At 54.5% G+C, this 18,718-nt stretch carries 16 protein-coding genes; 1 reads left to right on the forward strand and 15 read right to left on the reverse strand.

Annotated features, from left to right (window positions below; genetic code table 11):
* Positions 1-49: 49 nt before the first annotated feature.
* The 14 genes from cysT to LAP85_05950 form a co-directional block, all read right to left on the reverse strand.
* On the reverse strand, positions 50-895 hold the full coding sequence (cysT, locus tag LAP85_05885) for a sulfate ABC transporter permease subunit CysT (GenBank protein MBZ5495914.1): 846 nt from the start codon (positions 893-895) through the stop codon (positions 50-52).
* Positions 896-918: 23 nt separating this feature from the next.
* Positions 919-1,941 carry a sulfate ABC transporter substrate-binding protein gene (locus LAP85_05890; GenBank protein MBZ5495915.1) on the reverse strand — a complete coding sequence of 341 codons (1,023 nt, stop codon included), beginning with the start codon at positions 1,939-1,941 and terminating at the stop codon, positions 919-921.
* Between the two features lie 41 nt (positions 1,942-1,982).
* Positions 1,983-3,527 carry a porin gene (locus LAP85_05895; GenBank protein ID MBZ5495916.1) on the reverse strand — a complete coding sequence of 515 codons (1,545 nt, stop codon included), beginning with the start codon at positions 3,525-3,527 and terminating at the stop codon, positions 1,983-1,985.
* Positions 3,528-3,814: 287 nt separating this feature from the next.
* On the reverse strand, positions 3,815-4,273 hold the full coding sequence (locus LAP85_05900) for an Rrf2 family transcriptional regulator (GenBank protein MBZ5495917.1): 459 nt from the start codon (positions 4,271-4,273) through the stop codon (positions 3,815-3,817).
* A gap of 190 nt (positions 4,274-4,463) precedes the next feature.
* A complete protein-coding gene (locus LAP85_05905; GenBank protein ID MBZ5495918.1) occupies positions 4,464-5,294 on the reverse strand; it encodes a hypothetical protein in 831 nt (276 codons plus the stop codon).
* 46 nt (positions 5,295-5,340) lie between these two features.
* Positions 5,341-5,532 (reverse strand): ribbon-helix-helix domain-containing protein, encoded by a 192-nt coding sequence (locus LAP85_05910; protein ID MBZ5495919.1) that lies wholly within the window; start codon positions 5,530-5,532, stop codon positions 5,341-5,343.
* Positions 5,533-5,548: 16 nt separating this feature from the next.
* Complete coding sequence (locus tag LAP85_05915; GenBank protein ID MBZ5495920.1) at positions 5,549-7,534, reverse strand: alkaline phosphatase family protein; 1,986 nt, start codon at positions 7,532-7,534, stop codon at positions 5,549-5,551.
* A complete protein-coding gene (locus tag LAP85_05920; protein ID MBZ5495921.1) occupies positions 7,531-9,672 on the reverse strand; it encodes an alkaline phosphatase family protein in 2,142 nt (713 codons plus the stop codon). Before LAP85_05920 ends, LAP85_05915 begins: the two co-directional genes overlap by 4 nt.
* Positions 9,672-10,964 (reverse strand): alkaline phosphatase family protein, encoded by a 1,293-nt coding sequence (locus tag LAP85_05925; protein MBZ5495922.1) that lies wholly within the window; start codon positions 10,962-10,964, stop codon positions 9,672-9,674. Before LAP85_05925 ends, LAP85_05920 begins: the two co-directional genes overlap by 1 nt.
* A gap of 102 nt (positions 10,965-11,066) precedes the next feature.
* The gene (locus LAP85_05930; protein ID MBZ5495923.1) at positions 11,067-12,302 is read right to left on the reverse strand and encodes a GTP-binding protein; all 1,236 of its coding nucleotides are present in this window, start codon (positions 12,300-12,302) and stop codon (positions 11,067-11,069) included.
* 8 nt (positions 12,303-12,310) lie between these two features.
* Entirely contained in the window at positions 12,311-13,111 is an 801-nt protein-coding gene (locus LAP85_05935) for a sulfate adenylyltransferase subunit 2 (GenBank protein MBZ5495924.1), read from the reverse strand.
* A 149-nt stretch (positions 13,112-13,260) separates the two neighbouring features.
* Entirely contained in the window at positions 13,261-14,055 is a 795-nt protein-coding gene (locus LAP85_05940) for a cephalosporin hydroxylase family protein (GenBank protein MBZ5495925.1), read from the reverse strand.
* Between the two features lie 471 nt (positions 14,056-14,526).
* Positions 14,527-15,540, reverse strand: coding sequence for an STELLO glycosyltransferase family protein (locus LAP85_05945; protein ID MBZ5495926.1), 1,014 nt, complete (start codon positions 15,538-15,540; stop codon positions 14,527-14,529).
* Positions 15,537-16,265 (reverse strand): glycosyltransferase, encoded by a 729-nt coding sequence (locus LAP85_05950; protein ID MBZ5495927.1) that lies wholly within the window; start codon positions 16,263-16,265, stop codon positions 15,537-15,539. Before LAP85_05950 ends, LAP85_05945 begins: the two co-directional genes overlap by 4 nt.
* Positions 16,266-16,683: 418 nt before the next feature.
* Here LAP85_05950 and LAP85_05955 point away from each other — a divergent pair, with 418 nt between their 5' ends.
* Entirely contained in the window at positions 16,684-16,890 is a 207-nt protein-coding gene (locus LAP85_05955; GenBank protein MBZ5495928.1) for a winged helix-turn-helix domain-containing protein, read from the forward strand.
* 189 nt (positions 16,891-17,079) lie between these two features.
* Here the strand turns inward: LAP85_05955 and LAP85_05960 are convergent, their stop codons facing one another.
* On the reverse strand, positions 17,080-18,705 hold the full coding sequence (locus LAP85_05960; protein MBZ5495929.1) for a glycosyltransferase family 39 protein: 1,626 nt from the start codon (positions 18,703-18,705) through the stop codon (positions 17,080-17,082).
* Positions 18,706-18,718: the final 13 nt, after the last annotated feature.

Below are 18,718 nucleotides of genomic sequence, written 5' to 3' on the forward strand. Positions count from 1 at the left end.
CTGGATCTGACCCCGACACTCTCCTGCCCTGCGCCAATCTTCATGAAGATCAGCCTCCATATCTCTTGCCGCTCCACCGTTGCAGCAGGTTGATGATCAACAGCATAAGAAACGATGCTACGAGCATGACCACCGCAATCGCCGTGGCGCCCGCGTAGTTGTACTGCTCCAATTTGGTCACGATGAGCAGCGGCGTGATCTCGGTGCGCATCGGCATGTTTCCTGAGATGAATACCACGGATCCATACTCGCCGACCGCTCGCGAGAGCGCCATGGCAAAGCCGGTCAGAACTGCAGGCAGGATCGTAGGAAGAATGACTCGGGTGAAGATCTGCCGGCGATTCGCGCCGAGGCTGGCAGCAGCCTCCTCCATGTCCTTGTCCATCTCCTCGAGCACCGGCTGCACAGTCCGGACTACGAAAGGAAGCCCGATAAACGTGAGCGCAATGACGATTCCCAACCGGGAGTAGGCGGCCTTGATCCCAATAGCCTCCAGGGGCCGCCCGAGCCATCCATTACTGGAGTAAATGGCCGTCAATGAAATGCCGGCTACAGAAGTGGGCAATGCAAAGGGCAAATCCACCAGAGAATCCAAGATCCGCTTCCCAGGAAAGCGGTAACGGACCAGCACCCAGGCCACCAGAACACCGAACACCAGATTGAGCAGGGCGCCGGCAAACGATGCCCCAAAGCTGAGTTTGTAAGACGCAAGCGCACGCGGCTCGGTAGCCAGACTCCAGAACTCGTGCCAGCTCAGCGAAGCCGTTTTCAAAAAAACAGCGGAAAGCGGGATCAGCACGATCAGGGCCAGGTAGAACAGCGTAACGCCCATCGATATGCCAAAACCGGGCAGAATGCTGCGCTGCTTTAGAGCAAGAGCCATCCGTTCCTCCATACCGGTCCGCAGCGGGGGAGTTCTTAACGGGCGGGCTGGTAGATCTGGTCGAAAACGCCGCCGTCAGAAAAATGTACCTTCTGGGCTTTCTGCCAGCCACCGAAGACCTCGTCTATGGTGAACAAGTTGACCTTGGGAAACTGGGCGGCATACTTAGCCAGCACTTGAGGGTCCCTGGGCCGGTAATAGTGTTTCCCGGCAATTTCCTGGCCCTCGACCGAATAGAGAAATTCCAGGTACGCCTGGGCCACGGCGCGAGTGCCGCGTTTGTCGACTACCTTGTCCACCAGGGCGACCGGCGGTTCCGCCAGGATGCTTAGAGATGGTACTACCAGCTCGAACCTGTCCTTTCCGAGCTCCTTGATGGCCAGCAGCACCTCGTTCTCCCAATTGACGAGGACATCGCCGATGCCGCGTTCCACGAAGGTGGTCGTGGCACCGCGCGCACCTGAGTCAAGTACAGGCACATTCCTGAAGAGGCCAGTCACAAAACCTCTTGCCTTTGCCTCGTCACCGTTGTTTTTCTTCAGTGCATAGCCCCAGGCTGCCAGATAGTTCCAGCGGGCAGCCCCGGATGTCTTCGGATTGGGCGTGATCACCGAGATCCCGCTTCTCACCAGGTCGTCCCAATCCCTGATCTTCTTGGGGTTCCCCTTGCGGACCAGGAACACGAGCGTCGACGTGTAGGGGCAGCTGTTATGGGGGAGGCGTGATTGCCAATTCTTGGGCAGCAGCCTGGCGGTCTCGGCAATGGCATCAATATCATAGGCAAGAGCAAGGCTCACCACGCTTGCCTCCAGGCCATCGATGACACCGCGCGCCTGCTTACCCGATCCCCCATGAGACATATTGATGACGACTGTCTGGCCGGTTTTTTCGAGCCAGTGTTTGGCAAAAGTGACGTTGATCTCCTGGTAGAACTCGCGAGTCGGATCATAGGAAACATTGAGAAAAGTGAGGAGACCCGCATGGGCAAATCCCGTCAGGGCCAGCGCCAATATGAAGCTCGACACGGCAAGTAACCGAACGAGTTTTCTGAGTGACATTTCACCTCCTGACACTGCGCGCAAGGACTCTTGGAAACAGCTCAGAACCCAATCTGGAACCGGCTCAGGATCGCGTGTTCCGTCGGCCGGTTCCCCTGAAGGCTGCCCCCTTGGAAGCGCGTCTGTTCATAGTTCACCACAAACTTCACCATCTTGGCCATATACCAGTTCAAACCGAGCACAAAGGCGCTGGCTTGCTTTGCCGACTTGGTAATGTCGGCATACCCACTGCTGAAGGCTTCTTTGTCTACCCTGAGGTCGCTGTAGCGCGTTGTAAACTCAAGAGCCCCCAGCCCTCCCTCTTTGGGATTGAAGGACCTCTTGGGAGACACCGCACGGTAGGACGGTTTCCCTCCCAGCACGTAAGAGGCGGCCACTTGCCATCCGCGGTTCTGGACCGCTCCAAGACCTGCAGCTTTTCTCACCTCCTGGGAAGAGTAGGCATACTCAGTCAACAGTCCGAAGGAACCCAAATAGTAATATGCCTGGGGTGAAAAGCGATAACGCTCGCCGTCGGCCGTAACGCCTGAGTTATAGGTGAAGAAAACTGCCTGCCCGGACGTTTTAAATGAAGGGAGACTCCCCAGTTGCTTGCCGGTGCTTCCCCCGATTCCAGCGCCCAGTCCCTTCAAAACCTCAAAGGAGCTGTTTTTAAAGGGGTGGGCAAAAATGCGGCCAACGATTTCTTTGCCATCATTGGTGTCCATGTCGGAGCTTGTCCCGTCCGGGACGCCATTGAAAACGCCAAACGCATAGCTGAGGGCACCCGCCCTGAGGTCACCATAAACCTGCGCCCCAACGTCCCTGACGGGCAACAGAAGTGAGGGAAAGGCACGAGCCACAAAAGTAAGATCGGTGTCACCCTGCAGCACCTCGAGACCTAACGGCGATTTGGTCTTTCCAAAACGAAATTTTGCAGCCGGGAAATAGTTGAAATCCAAGTGGAGGTCCTGGAGTACCGTTTGACCTCCGGCGAAATCCGGCATGATCTTAAAATCGAAATACTTGAAGATGGTTCCTTGAAATACGGGGCGGGCGCGTCCAATTTGAAACGTCTCCAGCGCCGGGGAAGGCTGACCCACGAACGACCGGTTGTCGGCTTGGAGGTAACCATCAAACTTCAACTGAAAGTTCTTGTCGGCAGAAGTCAGAGAGAAACCATCCTTGCCGACAGTGACGGTGGCAGTCTCCTTCTGTTTCTCGGCGGCGGTTTCCTGTTCCAACTCACGGCGCCTTTCGATGACGCGGAGTTTCTGATCCAGCGCTTCGAATTGCTCCTCGATCGTGGCCTTTTGAACGGCTGCAGCATTGGCGCCGGGCGTGGCCGCCGGGACGGATTGGGGGCCGGAGCTCTTTTCCGGTTTGTCTGCCCGATCACGCTGCATGTCGTCCAGACGGCTCTCCAATGACCGCAGTTTGGCTTCGATCGCCTCCAGTCGTTCCTGCAATCTGGCGATACCGCCCTGAGAGGTCGCAGTCGTTTCGGGAATCTTTTCCTGGGCGTAAATGGATGCCGTGGGGACGAACGGCATCGCGGCCAAAAGCATTTCAAGCGTAAGAGAGATAAAAAAGCGGTGTGGCTTCATGACTGCCTTCTCCTCGTTTAGGAATGTTCCACCCGTCTGGTCGGGTACTGAATCCAGATCTACTTCCTCTCCCTTCCCTCATCGGCATATGCGCGGAAATCGGACCCTTCTTTGCTCTCTATTCCCCCCCGCGCGTGCATCACGAAAGACGATCGCGACCGCAGCGAAGCAGGCCTGATGGCTTGCACCAGACATCTCCGGCATGATCCGCCGTTCTGGACCGGGCTTCGTGATTCTTATTATCTAGTACGTCTATCATTCTAATAGACTAGACTCATAAAAAATTTTTATCCGGGACGGCGCCTTCCTGCTGCAGTCTTGGGTCTTGCTTCGACCTTACGGATGACATCGGCGAGCGTGGTTCCGTCCAGAATCCTGCCCATGACGTCTCGGACCTCTTTCATGACGATTCGGATGCCGCAAGTTGCTTCGTCCAGGCAATCATCACACTTCATATAGGCCGTCTGACTCACGCACGGCACAAGCGCTATCGGCCCATCCATAAAGCGTATGACCTGGCCCAGGGTGATGGATTCCGGATGCTTGGCCAGAAAATAACCGCCCCCTTTTCCCTTCCTGCTTTGCAGCAGGCCATGCTTCTTCAGTTCCAGCAGGATCAATTCGAGGAACTTTTTTGGAATGAACTGGCTGGTTGCGATATCCGCGATGAGGATGGGGCCTTGGTCGTACTCGGCGGCGAGCATGAGCAGCGCTTTCAACCCGTATTTGGCCTTTTTTGAAATCACGGCATTACCCAATATAATCTATCGATATGATAGATTATAGGTCGCGCTTACGCTCTTTGTCAAGTTTTTTCGCATAACAGCATTTTCGGACGGTCCTCGCCAGATTAGCCCCTCGCGCTTCCCGATCGGCGCCGGCTTTAGTCCAATCTCTCGATCAGGAAAAGATGCCCAAGGACAGGCAGGCGCCCTGTCACACTTCGACTTTGAAAAGCCCTTTGAGGGCCAGTCCGATGATGATCGAGAAGGCAAAATAGACGATCAACCAGTGTAGGCGCCATCCGAAGAGATTCATGCGCAATCCCCGATAGCCGACTTCGATCCTTTTCACGGCGGAGGAATCCGAGAGCACCGATTCTCCCGGATTGGCCAGTTGGTCAAACCAGTTAGGGGCCACCCTTGCCGGCGAAATTTTAGCAAAAGGCTCGCCCCCAACCATGATCTGTTTGGTAACGGTCTGGTCGTTCACCGTGACTGCGAGATCTCGAGCGCCCGGCTCCGTGGCCCGCACACGCCAGTCCACCTCCCCATCCGAGTCGATCCTGAGCGGGGGCGTCTCGACGACAAGGCCCGTTGAAGATTTGATGCCAACCCGCTCGGCCGAGGGCCGGTATCCTTCCTTCAGCAGGACCTTCACGATCGCGGAATCGCCTGGCTGCAGGGATGCGTACCCGAACCAAAGATCGAGTTGGAGAAGCATGAGCACGATCGGAACTATCATAACCAGCATCGGCCTCAGGGAGTGGCCGAGATATTTCAGGTTATACCAGAGGATTTTGCCCTGGGCTCCGAAGGTTACCGGCATGCTGTTCTTATAGAGGCGGATTTCCAGCAAATGAGCCACAATCTTATCCTTGACGGAGCGGATCCCGATCTGGTCGGAGGTCAGGCGGTAGACGAAGAGCATCAGCAGAGCCGTCAGCAGCGATATCGTGATCATCGCAATCCAGGAGTTCAAGTCCCGGAACGGATAAAACACCGCATCAAAAAATCGTCCGAGCACCGAATTGAAAAAGTCGATCATGCCGGCTTCCAGCGTCCAGTGTGCAGGTTTGAGACCTCAGCTCTGCTTAAGAGATATAACCCAGGCCTTTGAGCTTTTTCTGAATCTCTTCCTGTGAGTCGGCTTCATCCAGTTTGGCGATTTCTCTTTCCAGACAATGCGTGACGAACTCCTCGACTGACGAGTATCCGGCAAGCGCGGCGTGTTTCGTCACCTTCTCCATTAATTGCTTGTCCAACTTTATCTTGCTTGTGCCCATTGAGCCTACCTCGTCTCTAGAGGATGTTTTGTCCGAGCAGCTCCGGCGGCTTCTCAATTCCGAAAGCACTGAGGATGGTAGCCGTCAGATCATAGAGCGCGGGCTTCTCCGCCCGGATGTTTCTGTTCATCAGGAGAATCCCGGGAATGGTCTCCGGGTCCATGCAGTGATCCGCCCCCCACTTGGTCGTGTTGTTTTCGAATGTGTTCTTCGGCATTTTTCCCAGCGGGGTCGCCCAGGAGGCCCGATAGCCCCGCCGGTAACCGACGATGATATCAGGTGCCTCGTCCAGCATGGGCCCATGGTATGACTGACTCGCCAGATACGCTTTGGATATGGCTTTTTCCCCCGTAACCGGGTCGACTACATTCTCGAGCTTGGCGGCAAGCTCACGGATCAGAGCTTCTTTCTCCTCTCCCGAATCGACGATCCCCATGCCCTCCCGTCCTCTCACGTTGATGTACAATCCGTTGAGACCCAGGGCATAGGCTTTGGTTCCTTCCCAGTCGGTGTTGGAGAAAAACTCGGCGCTCTCCTGCTGTGCAGGATCGACAATCCTCAAATAATCGTTCTGCAACAGCCAGGTGTTCAGGTTGAAAGAACGCCGGAAGGGCGCGAAGCCGTGGTCGGACAGAACCATGAGCAGGGTGTCGCGGTCCACCTTGGTCATAGCCCTTTCCAAGACCCGGTCCATTTGGCCATAGACGCGCTCCGTTACATCTCCGTACTTGGCGGCCAGTGCGCTGTTGTTGAACGGATCGGTCTTGTCCATGAAGCGCATGAACATGTGCTGCCGCTGGTCAGAGCTCGAAAAGTAGTGAAACCAGAGACCTGATTCGAACCTCTGCAACTCGTACTCGAACAGTTCCAGGCTTTCCTTCAGGATGCTCTCGTCCTGGGCGAGAAACTCCGCTTCGTCCAGCACGCCATGGTCAAGCGCTTTCGTGTCGGCCGGCAGGCCTTTCGTAAAGAAGGGGCCGATGTGGCTTTCCAGCTCCTGGGAATAGCTTGGGGGTGTGGAGATCGGGAGAGCCGGGGCCGCGGGATCCAAATTCACGGGCGAGACATAAAGCTTGAATTCCGGACGAATCTGTTTGAGGTAGAACTGGCAGATCCCGCGCACACTTTGCGTCGGGATCATCGGGAAGCTGATGCGCTTCCACGCACTCCACTCGCCCTCCCTCAGGATGAACTCGTGATCCTGGATTTGTATCTTCGCCACAGGATTCACGGGGTCCACAAAGACCTTGAAGTGGATCGTCGAGGCAACGCTTCCTTTCCGGAAACTGTTCGTGGGCCCTTCGAGGTCCGCCTCAACAAGATTGTTGATCACGCGGACGAGATTGATCTTGCCGCCCCCGATATCCGCCTCCATTTCCAAACTCTGAGTGGTATAGAAATTAAAAACTCCATAGGTCCCAAGAACGTCGGGCGTTCCCATCCCCGAAAGTGTCCTTTGAGAGGTCGCCGCCGGAGGAAAATTCGCTGGGATCTGGACAATGGTCGCGGGGACACCGTGTTCACCCAGAATCTGCCAGAAAGCTTTGCCCTTACGCAGCAATTCGATCTTGCCACTCGAAATCGGCAGGACGTAACCACCCAGCTTCACCGTCCATTGGGCCGCCGACACTCGCGAAGTCGAGAGATAGGGGACGTAATCCTGCGGCGTGCGATGAATGAAGTCAAAGATGCCGTGCCCGCCGGGGTCCATCCCCGTGATGAAATTCGACCAGGCCACCGGACTTTGCGGCGGCAGGCTGGTCCGCAACCTCCGAAACCCACCATCGTTGCGAAGCTTGCGGAAAGCGGGGAGCTTCCCTTGGTCCATCAGGGCCTCGAGGATGCCGGGATCCATGCCGTCAAAGCCGAGGATGATCATTTTCTGCCGGGTCTGTCGATTTCCGGAATTCCTCGCCACAGACGAGCAGCCCTGGTTGAGAGATGCCAGCGATCCCGTCGCCAGTCCTAATTTCAGAAAATCGCGACGGGTGAACCCGCTCATGCTTTCCCTCCCTCCCGGACTGATGAAGGCTTTCCCGTGTCGATGAGTGCGCGGCCATCCATGTGCGCCGGCACGGGGACGCCGAACAGCTCGAGTGCGGTAGGCGCGATATCCCAGATCGAAGGATCCCTTCGATTCAACGCCTTGCTCGAGAAGATCACTCCCGGCACGGTCCCGGGATCGATACAGTGGTCTCCGCTCCATGCTTTGGTGTTGTCCTCGAAGATCGTCATGCCGACTATCCCCTTTACCGAATCCCAGGATGCCCGGTAACCTTCGCTGTAGCCGACGATGAGATCGGGAGAGTTTTCCTTGTAGGGTCCTTCAAAAATGCGATCCTTATCGAAAACCTCCTTGATCGCACAATGCCCCTGCTCATCATCTGCAAGTCCTGTCAGCTTTTCGACGAGTTCCCTCTTCAGAGCCCTCGCTTCCTCGCCTGGCATGACAACCCCATCTGCCTCCCGGCCCTTCTGGTTGAGATAGATTCCGCCCAGGCCCAGGGCATATGCCTTAGTCTTTGTCCAGTCAACACCCTGGAACCATTCTCCGCTGTCCGATCTGCCGTCCTTCAGTGCGAGATAGCCGTTTTGAAACAACCACGTGTTCAGGTTAACTCCCCTCCGAAACGCCTTGAATCCATGGTCAGACATGACGATAAGGACGCTCCCGTCATCAAGCTGTTCGCGAACCCGGCCTACGAGTTCATCCATTCGCCGATATAAGTCCTCGATGACTTGGGCGCTCATCCCGGCCTGCCCTGTCCTGAGGGCGGGATGGTCCTTATCAAGATAGCGGAAAAACATATGCTGAATGCTGTCTGTTGTTTCGAAAACGAAGGCCACGACCCCCCGCTTCGTCTTTGACAGGGCGTTAAAAAAGATCTTTTCCCAATCCTGATGATTCGAGTACGCAAGTTCGAGGAAGGCTGCTTCGGTGAGAGCTCCCTCGTTCAGTGCCCAAGTGTCATTGGCAAGCCCGAGGGTGACAAACTTTCCTAGGAGCTTCGACAGATAAATGGAGTAATAGAACGGATAAGAGACCGGCAAAGCCGGTTTTTCAGGGTCGATGTTCAGAGGAGTGATGTACATCTCAAATTCGGGCCGGACGTCCAGGATCAGCATGCGGCAGATGCACCGTACTTTGATACCAAGGCCTGGCCGGAAGGTCAGGCGGATCCAGGGAGAAAGTTCTCCCTTCTTCAGACAAAATTCCTGACCATCCACATGTAAATTCACATTCTCCGCGTCCGGCAGGATCGTGACTCTCAGCGGCAGGCGCATTTCCACGGCCTGCTTGCGCAGCGTGTTGTCCGGCCCTGAAATGTAAGTATGGATACAGTCTCCCGCCACGGTGACGGGGATGCGCACACCCCCTTCCATCACCTTTGCCCTATTTTGTGCGGAGGTATAGTAGGAAAAGGTCCCCTGGCTACCTTTCAGGTCAGGAGCGCACATTCCCGAGAGGATGTGGCCTTTGAACTTTTCGGGCGGGAAGGTGATCGGAACCCTCAATATGGAACAGAAGATTCCTTTGTCTCCCAGGATCTTCCAGAAAGGCACGCTCTTGCGCATCCCTCGAATCTCCGGCTTGGAAACCGGGATGCGGTATTTGCCCAGCGAAAGCACCCTCCTGGGTTTTCCAATGTATGCGGAAGAGAGGGTAGGAAGGTAAGTGCGCGGATCGCGACTGAGAAAGTCGAATATGTTGTGTTTGGAAGGGTTCGAACCGGTCATGAATGAGGACCAGGCAACGGGCGAGATGGAAGGCGTAGTCGTCCGGAGGCGCGCATAGTCCCCTTCCTCTCTAAGTCGGGAAAGGTGCGGCAGCTTTCCCTCTGCCATGAACTTTTCCGCAAGAATCGGATCCAATCCGTCAAGGCCTACGATAACCATCCTGTCGATGCTGCTCCTGGCGTAAACCTTCCGTCCCCTGATTAACCAATAAAGGAACCGGAATGGCCAGGCGAGGATGGACAGCAGGGCCAGGAAAAAAACCCCGATTAGGACCAGGAACGAGGATAGCAAAGCAAAGCCTGCGCCTGGCCCCACGTAAGCCTGAAGGGGAACAGCGAACGACAGCAGTAGAACTGCAACCAGAAGCGTTACTCGGGTCCTGGAGCAATTTCGGCCCGAAATCACTTAAATTCCTCCATGATCTGGGCCTTCACATCAGAAATCTGTGGATCTGCCCCGCAGTCATGCGACGCCCAAAGAAAGGCGTCGTCCCATGTGTGCATCCCCTGCAGGTCCGAGCGGCCGAAGATTTCCTTCTTCCCGACAGATCCCTTCATGTCGAAGCCGTGTTCAGCCAGAACCACGAGATCGGGCCCTCTTGCCGCGTGCGGGCCCGAGTATATTTCCTCCGCGTCGAAAACCTCCCGGACTACCTTCCTGCCCTGGTACTCAAGCTCCTTCAGGGCGCCGGCGATCTCCGTCTTCAGCGATTTCTTATCGTCCTTGTCGATAATTCCCCTGGGAAACCGGCTTTTGAGGTTAAGGTATATCCGGTTCGGGTCAAGGGCAAACGCCCGTGTTCCTGGAGCAATCTCAGCCAGACGCTGGGGAGTTGGATTGTCGAACGCCAGGTAGCCGGCATGCTCAAGCCAGGCGTTGAGATAGACCTCTTGTGCGATTCCCGTGAAGCCGTGATCGGACAACAAATATAGCCCCTTGATATCGCCGGTCAATTCCTCGAACTCACGGGCAATCTGGCCAATCAGGCCATCCACTTTTCTGTAATACTCGATGAATCCGGCGTGGCCGGCATGGCCGGGATCGGCATGAGCATCCCAGAGATAGTGGTGCAGCCGGTCCGTGCCTGTGACGATGAACTCGAAGAGATTCCATTCCTGACGCCAGAAATATTGGAAAGCCCTCAGCCCCCCCTGCAGGGTAGAGTCGAGTTCTTGCCAGAGAAACTCGCGGTCACGCCGGGCTCGCTCTGTATCAATGTCGATTTGATAGCCCATCTTTTCAAGAGCTGCCAGGTGCGACAGAGGATAAACGGCTCGTGCCAGTTCGATGGCAACGAATCCGGCGACCAGCGCACCCTCGATTTTCCTCGCCGGGTAGGTCGAGGGCTGGTTAATGACAATGCTCTTCAAACCCATCTCTCCGAGCTGATCAAATAGAGTAGGGGCTTTCACGTCGAGGAAGTTCGGGAAGCGGATCTGGTAGGAGTGGTCTCGAAAATCGGTAAAGCCGAAGATTCCATGATGGCCCGGGTCGGTACCGGTCATGAAACTAGTCCAGCTGACGGAGGACACTTCCGGCAAGCTGGCTTTCATTTTGTGCACATGCCCCTTCTCAGCCAGCTGCTGCATTGCAGGCATGACACCGTCACCCGCGAATTTGAGGAGCAGGTCGAACGGGACCCCATCCAGGCCGATCACGCAGGCACGCTTCTTCCGATTCTCAGACGATGTCATGAATGCGAGTCCTCAAACCGCGAACCTCGAAGCACGGAAAACAGTTACCCTTGGGCACATTTTGCGCCACGAAACGGCTACTCCGGGTGAGAGACTCCTTCCTCAGCCCAAGGCCGTGCGCGTGATGATCCCCCCCGCCACGACATCGAGGCCCCGGGTCAGAACGAATCGTCCCAATTCCTGAATGTAATTGAAGTTCTCTACGACGATGGGCTGGCGCGTGCTGATCTCGACCTCGGCGACCTCTGTTTCCAAGACACACTCCTGGTCCTGGCAGATTGGTTCCAAGGTCGACGAGTCGATTTTTCTCTCGATCCTGATGTCGACCGGAACCTCCTGGGTCGCGATGCGAAGCGACAGATCCTCACCAACGCGAAACGGGCGCTTGGACATCCAGAACACGTTCGCCTGAACCTTCGACGTCACTACGGGCCTGTTTCCGGTCGGGCAGGCGACTGCTCCGCGCTCGATAAACAGCGGTTCTGCGAGAGTAACGCCTATGCTTTCGCCGGCCTCCGCCTCGGTCTTTTCCTGCCACAAACTTTCGATCGAGCGTACAGTTGTCCTAGCCTCTTGCGGGAGGAAGGCGACCTCGTCACCCTGACAGATCTTCCCCGCCTCCACCCTCCCCACCAGGATCCTCTTGTCCTTCACCTTGTAGACATCCTGAATCGGAAACCGCAACGGCCGGTTGGACGCCGCCTCTCTTGGGAGGAAGGAGTCAAGTCCGTCGAGGACGGTCGGGCCATCATACCAGGGCATCTTATCTGAGGGAAACGCGACGTTGTCCCCGTCGCGGGCGGAAATCGGAATCGTGAAGGTCGGCGCGATTCCGAGCGACGACAGAAACGTCATTAGTTCGTGCTGGACTTCATGGAAGCGAGCCTGCGCATGACCGACCAAGTCCATCTTGTTGATGACCACGATCACCTGATCGAGGCCCAGCATGCGCAGCAGGTAGGCATGCCGCTTGGTCTGTTCTTTCACCCCATCGTGCGCGTCCACAATCAGAATTGCGGCTTCCGCTTGCGAGGCGCCGGTGATCATGTTCTTGATGAACTCCTTGTGGCCAGGAGCATCGATGATGACATAACGCCTCTTGCCGGTCTTGAAGAAGGTCTGCGCGGTGTCGATGGTGATCCCCTGGGATCGTTCCTCCTCCAGGTGATCCATCACGAACCCGAACTCCATCTCCCGCCCCAATTCTTCGCAGGTCCGCCTTACCTCCTCGATCTTCTCCTCGGGAAGGCTGTCCGTGTCGTAGAGAAGGCGGCCGATCAGGGTCGATTTGCCGTGATCCACATGGCCGACAATCACGAATTTCAAATGTTCGAACATCGTTTACCTCACATGTATCCCAGACTGCGCAGCTTCTGCATGACATAGGCCGATTCTTTGTCTTGAGCGCGGCCGGCCCGTTCTGCGGTTGTTGTGGTCCTGAGCTCTTCGATGATCTTGGGCAGCGTGTCGGCATCGGATTCAATGGGAGCACAACAGCTTTCGCAGCCGATCGATCGAAAACGCCGCCCGTTTTTGGCAAAATAGAGGCTGACGATCGGAATCCCTTCCCGGGCGACATACTCCCAGATATCCAGTTCCGTCCAGTGCAGCAGCGGATGGACGCGGATGTGGTCGTCATCCATCTGCTTGGATTTGTACTGATCCCACAGCTCCGGCGGCTGGTTCTTATAGTCCCATTTAAAATCCTGGTCGCGGGGAGAGAAGTAGCGTTCCTTGGCCCGGATCCCGTGCTCGTCCCTGCGGATGCCCAAAAGAAGGGCCTTGAACTTGTACTGATCGATCGCCATTTTGAGGGCATCGGTCTTGAGCACGTTGCAGCAGTTGAGTTTCCCTGTGCCGGGACTCATTCCGGCTGCCAGGGCCGCCTCGTTCCTGGCGACGAGCAGCCTGAGCCCCCACTCCTTAGCTTTACTGTCCCGGAAGTCATAGATCTCTTTGAACTTGTAGCTAGTATCGAGATGCAGGATCGGGAACGGGATCCGGTCAAAGAACGCCTTCCGCACCATCCACAAAAGCGTGGTGGAGTCTTTCCCGATCGACCACAGCATGCCGATGTTCCGGAACTGCTTGTAAGCTTCCCGGATGATGTAAATGCTCTTGCTTTCCAGTTCGTCCAGGTAATCCATTTCAGCACCTCACTTAACGCGGAGCAACGACCAGAACCTAAATACCAGGAGATGTGCATTCCGATGAGACGTCCGCGGATTGCCTCAACAGCGACACGGGGCTGTATCTTCACGCAGTTGACCAAGATCAGTCAAGAGCCAACGACCAATTATCTTATTCTCTTGAGAAATCCCGAGTGTACGCAGCTCAGAAAGTATCGATCCCTGGAGCGATCGATCCGAAAGTCCGGATGCGTCGAGAGAAACTCCTTCACTGCCGCCAATGGCCCGGGCTGATTTCCAGAGAATACTGTATTGTCAATGTGCGTATCGTTGACGAGAATATACCCATTGACCTTCACCAGATTGGAATAGAGGTTCAGTTCCGAAACTACATGCGGCTTTGCATGATTAGAGTCGAGGATCACCAGGACACTATGGCCCGCAACCAACTTTGCAATGGACGCATACACGGACGCTGCCGTACTGCTGCCATTAATAAACGTGATTCGTCCGAGAATGCTTTCTTTGATTTTTGTCGCTTGCCGGGTCCGATCCCACATGCTTCCATCGATGTCAACAGAAATCACCGTTCCTGCACCATTTCTGCAATCAAGGAGCGTGGCTAGATAGAGAGTCATGCCACCGTAGTATGTTCCCGTCTCGACAATGAAGTCAGGTTCAGTGTCAAAGATGATGTTCTCATAAGCGACTAGGTCGCTGGGATACTGCAACATTCGCACACCCTGCCAGTGGTTATCGTATTCTACGGTCTCCCACTGGGCAAGTGACTGCACCCGCTTGATCGCAACCGCATCAAGACGCCTTATAAGCATTCCTCGTAACGGAGCACCGTATCCAGTGAAAAGGATGACCGATACTAGGATCAGCACAACGCAGGCCAAGATCAACCCGCGAAATCGCTTTATTCTAATGTAAAGATCTGAGGTAGCCGACGCTTTCATGAGGTCTCCGTTTGGAAAATTATCAGGTTCATAGTAAAGCTATATTCATACCATGACCGTGTTCTATAGCATCCAACCTGAACCATCCATTAAATTGGATGGCAAGCAGAAAAAAACCAAAGAATTGGCCGCCGCCGGACGCGAGCAGAAGCTTTTGTCCGCCGACAAGGGCAAAACTGTCCGCGTCCGTCTCCGTTTTACAGCGTACAAAGATCTATTCTTGCCATTCACCCAAGAATACTCCGGCCAAACGACATCATAGGCGGGAGTGGTCTAATGTGTAAAAATGGCTCATGGAAAAACTGTGCAAATCCTACGAGCCTGCACAGCCGTTGCGGATGCTCGATAGGAAGAAGGGATCGATTTCCGGGACGCACTCGAGGTGCGCACTTTTCCATAGGTATCAGGTATCGCCGGGAATTTATGTATCTGAGCGAAACCGACGAAGACCAGTTCTAAGTTGTGAAGTGATCATTCACGAATCAGGCCAATCTCTGCAAGATCACCCAGCCATGCATCCAGTAGCCCCAGTTCCCGCCGATCCATCACACCTTCCTCAACCAGGGCTTCGTAGCACACCCTCAGGTTGTGTCCTATATCATCCCTAAGGTGCGACAACGAGAGTGAATCAAGACAACGGGCGATCTTGCGGTTTAGCAAGTACCCGGGAACCTCATCAGCAAAATCCTTCATCAGGTCGTGCTCGTTTCGTAGTTGCTGCACAGTCGCTTCATGAAATAGCACGGACCAGCCATACTCCCAGCCGATCCGCTGTGCCAACAGGCTTCGCCAGATGTCGGTCATCCGGAAAGAGCAATACGACGGCAAGTACATCAACGGGAACGCATCTAGAAACCAGGTGGTATTTTGACTGTTGAAAGGGCACCATGCGCCCATGCCCAGCGCGACCTGGACTCCTCGCCGAAACTGAATGGGAAGAGCGCAGAGCAATCGGTAGATCGCGTCGACGTCGGGATTGTCATCGGCAAGGCCCTGCTGGATTGGGCAGTCAGCCGGCGAGGCTGACGGCAGTTTGGGAACATCTTCATGCACCGCATCCAACGGGAATCCTCGTGGCCAGATAGAAGCTTCCGAAAAATACCGGTATACATTGACCCAGCTTACTTCACTCAGCACCGGCGCATAGGCCTCTCGCCGACGTGCAATGCCGAAGGCTTGCAGCGGAATGTTGTCGTCATCTGTCTCCACAATCACTTCGTGCCCCTCTCGGAATGCCAGAAGATATCCGATATTCTTCCTTGCGTAGTGCCTTGTGGGGCATTCGCGCGCAAATCGGAAGCCTGTGCCCCGCTGCAGAGACAACGGGAAAAAGTCGCAACCCGGCAAGTAAAATTCAGCAGGAGTTCGTTCGTCTCCGATTAGATAGAAGTGCCACGCCTGTTTCGAGGCTACATCGGCCAGCGCTTGAAGGATCGCATTGGGTGAAGCAATGGAAGTTAAAACCAACGCCGCGATCGAATTCATGGTGCCAACTCCTGTTTATCCTGCTCCAGTCGGATGTGAAGATCGCGTTGCCATCGCAACCGCGCCAACCTGGCAAGCTGGCGCAGGGCCTCAACAATCACGCGGCTGTTGACCTGCGAGCTGGGATTGCGATACATGATTGGGACTTCTCGAATTCGAACGCCGTGACAATAGGCACGTATTTCTGTCTGGAAGAAATGCGCTTTGGATTGGATGCCTTTTTCTAATACAAGTCTCAGTGTCTCACATGAAAAAAGCTCAAAACCACTCGTCATATCTGACAGGCGAGTGCCAAGCATCAGGTTTGCAAGGCAAGTTCCGCCCCGGCTGACGAATCTACGTTTCCAGGAGGCGTCCGCATATGCCCCTGACCTTGAAAACCGGCTCCCAAACACGCAGTCGAAACCTTCCGGTATACACGCAAGAAAACTAGGAATCTGCTCAGGCAGATGGCTAAGCCCCGCATCCATCTCCAGTATCCAACCGCATCCTGCCGCCAGCGCTTCCCGATATCCGCGCAAATAGGCATCGACCACGCACTTATTCTCGGGCGCCCAAACAACCCGCAATCTCGGTTCCCGCTGAGAATATTTTTCTAGCACAGCACGTGTTCCATCCGTTGAGACCCTATCGACCACTACGAAGAGATCCGTGTGCGGGACGCTCCGGCAGTTGTCCAATACCCGTTGGACGAACTCCATAGCCGTGGAGGCCTCGTTGGCCATCGGCGTAATCACACCGAGGTGCAGTTTTTCCAGGTTGCGTTCAACGGGCATGCGATCCTCCTCTTGTGCAGACCTCTTCGACCTTCCCTCAGATGTCTACTGGGAAACATATTCATCGTTGAAAGGATCCACCTTAGATATTTCGATATTCGGTCCTCAGGATGCGGAGTACCTCACTTGCCGAAAGCTCGCTGGAAAATAGAGCAGGACCACCGTCAATTAAAGGAAGAGCTTGGATTGGATCACTACAAATGCGGTCGTTTGGCGGGGTTACCTTATCATGTCACTCTGGTAATGTTTGCCCAGGGCTTCTCGAGGCTGGCAACTCTTCGCAATAAAAACAGCATCTCGCTGGTCCCTGCACGGGCTGGCCTTAGATTAAAAACCTGTTATTCACGTGGACAGAAGCGTCGCCGTTTTGCGCCTGCATCGTTGGATCCGCGTCATCAAGCCCTTAGTCACTTGGCCTACCAGTACGAAGCAACCGCATGTCTGGAAGGTGCTGAGGAACCTCGGATGGAGTTGCCAAAGGCCGACCGGACGAGCATTGGAACGCAATGAAGCCTTGATCCGCCGATGGGAAAAAGAGCAGAGGCCGGACCTCAAAAAAAGCTCGAAAGCATAGATAGACCACAGTTGTCATCGACGAGAGTGAGCTGAGCAAGCGCATCGATTCCGGCGGCCTTGTCCTATGGCATAGGTGCCGAGACATCCCGGCCCTTTGCGATGATGAATCTGGGCAGGCTCATTTCCTCACTCCTCTTCACGCTCACATTGCTACCGGCTTTTCCAAAACCTCGCTAATAAATGCAGATTACCTGACCATTCCAGTGGTATTTTTAAAGATCTTGAGCAGTACCGCCTTCTGGCGGCGGATTTCAAACACCGGCTTCAAATTGGACTCGGCGTAACGAATCATGTCCTCGTAGCGAGAACGGCGAGTGATGTACATCAAATACGACGGTTGGGAGGAATCTTCAAATTTTTCCAGCGAACCTGGTGAAGTTTTTTTTTCCAAGCTCATATTGGCGCAGGACGCAGCCATGGGAACGAAAATTTTCGCGCCATTTTCAGCGTGAGCGTTAAGCCACCGAGCGCCCTCCTGATACGCATGACCGAAATATTCCAAACTGAACACTTCATCAGACGGCTCCCGAATAGCCGAGTTGGCAATACCATTTAAGAAAGCCCCCTCATAAGGATGTATCCGAATCATTTGGATCAAGCAAAAACTATAAAAAGTGACGACGAGAGAAATGCCCACTTTTTTCCCCCAACTGGTCATCAAAATCTCAAATCCGGCGCCGACAAGAACGCTGAGCGCAGGAAGAAGAAAAAGGAAATGTCGCATCGCGTTGTATTTGAGACTGGATTGAAATGAGATCGCCAAGCCGGCCATGAGCCACATCCCAGCCAAACTCAGCAGCGGCCGCAACTGAGGTTCATTTTCCTTTTTCAAGAGAAGCGAGCCGACACTGAGAAATAAACCCATCAACATTGGGAGCGGCACGGAGGAAAACAAATGAGCGGGGACATAATGCCAGGGAAGATCCGACACCAGATAAATCTTTCTCATGTAGACTTCATGGATATTAAAAGAGAACTTGAAAGGGAGCAACAGAACGGAATAAATTTTGGAAATGGGATCGTCCCATAACCAAGGCCAAAACAGGATAGCAACAAAAATTCCTCCAGCGATAAGGAAGAAATAGTTCTTCCAACGCCAGAGAAACCGCGTCGGACGAAAGATCGCCAGCCAAACTGTCATCAACACCACCGCCAGAAACGCAAACGGCGTCGTGGTCAGCGCCCATCCCAAGCCGGCCAGACCAATCAGCACGCGATTGTTTGAGTCAGATTTGCAAAATTTGAGAACGCACCAAACCGCTAGTGCGACTCCAAACAACGCGATTAAATCCTTGGGATTATTCTGAGAATGCGCGATGAACTGAGGCATCAGAGCCAGGGAGAAAGCCGACATCAAAGCAACTCTTCTTTTTGAACAGACCAGAACGACGATCTCGTAGATGAGGAAAAGGCTCGCCGAGGAAAAAATCAAATTGGCCAAATGAAATCCGCGGTAATAATTGATGGAAGGAAGAGCTTTCGACACAACTGCTGCAGTAATCCCACGGATTAAATCCGTTGGGAAATAATAACCTCTCAATTCATGGAAAGGCCATGCGGGAAGCGATTGACCTGAAAAAAAGGATAACACGATCTTCAAATAGGCTTTTGACCCTTCAACCGACTCCGGCTCGTCGATCGTGACGCCATAATCGGATGAGATAATAAGCCCGACTATAAAAAACACCGCCGTCGGCAAAAGCCCGAGCCACACCCCTGGCCTGTCGATCAATCCCTTGAGATGAACCGCCTCTTTTGCACGAACGTCGCGCACGCATGCCCGGACCTTAGAGGCGAAAACACTTACATTCATGAGCGTGTTGGTT

This window comes from Terriglobia bacterium, assembly GCA_020072565.1.
GTDB lineage: Bacteria > Acidobacteriota > UBA6911 > UBA6911 > UBA6911 > JAFNAG01.

Coding starts and splice junctions, on each gene's coding strand:
- cysT (MBZ5495914.1), bottom strand. CDS start 895: ATGGAGGAACGGATGGCTCTTGCTCTAAAGCAGCGCAGCATTCTGCCC.
- LAP85_05890 (MBZ5495915.1), bottom strand. CDS start 1,941: ATGTCACTCAGAAAACTCGTTCGGTTACTTGCCGTGTCGAGCTTCATA.
- LAP85_05895 (MBZ5495916.1), bottom strand. CDS start 3,527: ATGAAGCCACACCGCTTTTTTATCTCTCTTACGCTTGAAATGCTTTTG.
- LAP85_05905 (MBZ5495918.1), bottom strand. CDS start 5,294: ATGATCGACTTTTTCAATTCGGTGCTCGGACGATTTTTTGATGCGGTG.
- LAP85_05910 (MBZ5495919.1), bottom strand. CDS start 5,532: ATGGGCACAAGCAAGATAAAGTTGGACAAGCAATTAATGGAGAAGGTG.
- LAP85_05915 (MBZ5495920.1), bottom strand. CDS start 7,534: ATGAGCGGGTTCACCCGTCGCGATTTTCTGAAATTAGGACTGGCGACG.
- LAP85_05925 (MBZ5495922.1), bottom strand. CDS start 10,964: ATGACATCGTCTGAGAATCGGAAGAAGCGTGCCTGCGTGATCGGCCTG.
- LAP85_05930 (MBZ5495923.1), bottom strand. CDS start 12,302: ATGTTCGAACATTTGAAATTCGTGATTGTCGGCCATGTGGATCACGGC.
- LAP85_05935 (MBZ5495924.1), bottom strand. CDS start 13,111: ATGGATTACCTGGACGAACTGGAAAGCAAGAGCATTTACATCATCCGG.
- LAP85_05940 (MBZ5495925.1), bottom strand. CDS start 14,055: ATGAAAGCGTCGGCTACCTCAGATCTTTACATTAGAATAAAGCGATTT.
- LAP85_05945 (MBZ5495926.1), bottom strand. CDS start 15,540: ATGAATTCGATCGCGGCGTTGGTTTTAACTTCCATTGCTTCACCCAAT.
- LAP85_05950 (MBZ5495927.1), bottom strand. CDS start 16,265: ATGGCCAACGAGGCCTCCACGGCTATGGAGTTCGTCCAACGGGTATTG.
- LAP85_05960 (MBZ5495929.1), bottom strand. CDS start 18,705: ATGAATGTAAGTGTTTTCGCCTCTAAGGTCCGGGCATGCGTGCGCGAC.